This window comes from Alkalibacter mobilis, assembly GCF_015594845.1.
Lineage (GTDB): Bacteria > Bacillota > Clostridia > Eubacteriales > Alkalibacteraceae > Alkalibacter > Alkalibacter mobilis.
The window spans coordinates 1-2511 of record NZ_JADNRK010000059.1 but is presented as its reverse complement, the minus strand read 5'-3'; the positions used below and the strand labels follow the sequence as shown (position 1 = coordinate 2511).

2 protein-coding genes are annotated in these 2511 nt (G+C 39.7%); both read right to left on the bottom strand.

The features are described from left to right. Positions 1–85: 85 nt before the first annotated feature. On the bottom strand, positions 86–814 hold the full coding sequence (gene istB, locus IWB18_RS12345; RefSeq protein WP_195683918.1) for an IS21-like element helper ATPase IstB: 729 nt from the start codon (positions 812–814) through the stop codon (positions 86–88). Next, positions 807–2336 carry an IS21 family transposase gene (gene istA / locus IWB18_RS12340; protein ID WP_195683917.1) on the bottom strand — a complete coding sequence of 510 codons (1530 nt, stop codon included), beginning with the start codon at positions 2334–2336 and terminating at the stop codon, positions 807–809. Before istA ends, istB begins: the two co-directional genes overlap by 8 nt. Between the last annotated feature and the right edge of the window lie 175 nt (positions 2337–2511).

Sequence of the window (2511 nt, the reverse complement as noted above, 5' to 3'; positions counted from 1 at the left end):
TGTAATCAGTCAAGTAAACTAGGCCATTTTTCGCCACGAACTAGGCCACTATTTTCTCACTCTTTATCTGTGTGATCATTTATCTTTATAGAATGGATTTTCTGTGTTTGAGTCTGTATCCATCACCAGACATATTGAATATTTCACACTTAAAAACCAGTCGATCCAAAATTGCTGTTGTGATAACTTCATCTCCTAAAAATCCAGCCCATTCACCAAAACTTTTATTCGAAGTGATAATGATTGATGCCTTTTCATGCAATGCACTAACGAAAGTGAAAAACAAGTTAGCCTCAGCATTTGTTACCGGCAAAAATCCGACCTCATCGATGACAATTAAGTGTGCTTTCATATGGTAATTGATTCTTTTCCTTGAAGCCGATGAAATTTCAGCTGTTTTAAGCTGGCGAATCAGCTCATCCAAGGTGACAAAGGATACGGAGTATCCCTTGTCAAGTGCCTCGTAAGCCAGAGCTGTTGCCAGATGACTTTTTCCCACACTAGGCGGACCGAGAAACATAATATTGTACGCATCGTCAATCCAGGTGCAATCAGAAAGTCGTAGCATTTGTTCTTTAGTTATGCTTCGCTGAAACCCAAAATCAAACTCCACAATGGTCTTACGAGCCGACAAGTAGGAGCGCTTTAACCTCATCTCATTGGCTCTTTTCTCACGAAGGCGTAATTGTTCTTGCAAAAACAGTTCAATACTTTGTAACGGTGTAAGGCCATCCGAAAACAACTCATGATAATTAAGAGATTTCAGTTGTAGTGTTGCAGATAATTGCTGAATGGACTGTTCAAGCTTATTCATGATCATCACCACCTACCATGCTGTATTCGCTGATATTTCTCTTTTGAATAGTGATATTCATTATACCAGGGTTGCTGATGGGATCGACTTTCATCTTGCTTGTTGCTCCAAATGATGGCTTTTGTTGAAGTACCGCCAGGAATTTGCAGGCATTCTTGACTTCGTTGAAACTGTACAAGTCAAGGATCTGGCAGTAGTTTATGGCATCTTGTACTTCTTCTATTGTATGAAGTAATAAGATCTCTTCCAACAAGGACAATTGATCCCTGAAATATCTTGGCTTGCTTTTTCTTACTTTCCTTAAAAAGCATCGGTATTCATCGCCGATCAGAGTAATTGCTTTTTCTTCAAACTGGTCGAGGGCATATTCTCGATTGCGGCTATGGTCGCTGGCTTTGATTAACTTCCCTTTCTCCATGGACAGGCCATGTTCATAAATCATGTGATTTCCATTGGTTTGCCAGATTTGAAGTTTATCATCCACTTCCTTTAAAACTACATCCGGTTCTTTGTGAAAAGTCCCAAGAGGTAGGGAGTAACGGTTGCTTTTATAAATTATGGTATTGTCCTTTCGGACGCTTCGGATTATACTATTCATACAGAAGTCATTTTGTGGAATAAGTATCGGTCTTAAGTGTTCGCGTTCGAATTCAAACACTTGGGCTGGTACTTTTTTCGTTGTGCCATGTACTTTTGCATTACCAGTGCGTTTTAACCAGGCACAAAAGCAGTCATTGAGAATATCTGGTTCCATGAAATCGCGGTTGGCTAAAAAGTTCTTTTTCACGAACTTGACCATGTTTTCAATCAGACCTTTTGATTCCGGATCAGACTTGCGGCAAACCCTCATTTCTAGGTTGTTCTGCTGTTTGTATTTTTCAAATTCATAGGTGTAGATAATCTCCCCGTAATTTTCTTGAACGGTTATGATGCTATCCTGATCAACGACAATCTCTTTGGGGATGCCCCCAAAGTAGGAGAATGCAAGGCCCATGGCAGCAATCAAATCGCTTGTGGTAAATGGGCGATCAATAAAGTAACCATATTTATATCTGGAATGCGCAAGTATAAAAGCTGCAAAGTAGACCTTCTTGTGTCCTTTGCGGTGGGGAAGCGGCATGTTGTGAACGCCAAAATCAAGTTGTATTTGATGTCCCATTGGGAGTTCTTCGGTCGCTTCGTAATCTCTTTTGGAAACTTGTTTTGGTAGATCATGGTCCAACCTCAAATTTTTTACATATCGGCTGACTGTGCGTTCAGAAACATCGACTTCATAGTGTTCCAATAACCAATCATAAATTTGTGCAGATGCCATATCAGGGTAGTCTTTTATCCAGTCAAGTATCATAGTTTCGTACTTGTCGAGAGAACTTTGTTTTCTAATAGTTGCGGCAAGGTCCCGGTATTCGTCCAGCGACATGTCATAGTATTTTTTTATAGTATCTCTGCTCACACCTAAATATTTTGCCGTTTTACGAATAGAAAACCCTTTGTTTTGAAATGATTTGATTTGACTATACATTGTAAGCTCCTTCATCTGTTTATTCCTTTCTGTAGAAATTTCTTGTCTTCAACAGAAAGTTTATCATCACTCAGATTAAAGTGGCATAGTTTGTGTCCAGAACTGGCCTAGTTTGTGGCGAGTTCTGGACTAGTCGTGATGTCTGAAAATGGCCTGCTTTATTTTACCAGTTACA